The 309-nt window shown below is 44.3% G+C and carries 1 protein-coding gene; it reads left to right on the top strand.

What is annotated here, in order from left to right; all coding sequences use genetic code 11:
* Window positions 1–263 (top strand): IS3 family transposase (locus RV13_RS20625; RefSeq protein WP_028020992.1); only part of this gene is annotated, 263 nt, incomplete at its 5' end.
* Window positions 264–309 lie beyond the last annotated feature (46 nt).

Below are 309 nucleotides of genomic sequence, written 5' to 3'. Positions count from 1 at the left end.
TGAGTCATAAAGGCTGTCCTTTTGATAATGCCGTAGCTGAATCAACTTATAAGTCGTTGAAAGTAGAATTTGTCTATCAATACACATTTGAAACCTTACAACAATTGGATTTGGAGTTATTTGACTATGTCAATTGGTGGAACCACCTTCGGTTGCACGGTACACTTGGCTACGAGACACCGGTTGGTTACCGTAACCAGAGATTGGCGCAGCGAATCCTTGATAATGAGCTCGGATGTGCTAACGCTAGCGAGGCAGTCTAACTTTAACTGTTAGCTCCTGCCGAAGATCGTCACATCCGAGGAGGCT

The organism is Enterococcus raffinosus, from assembly GCF_001886185.1.
GTDB lineage: Bacteria > Bacillota > Bacilli > Lactobacillales > Enterococcaceae > Enterococcus_A > Enterococcus_A raffinosus.
The sequence above is the reverse complement of the archived record's forward strand: the minus strand, read 5'-3'. Positions and strand labels throughout refer to the sequence as shown.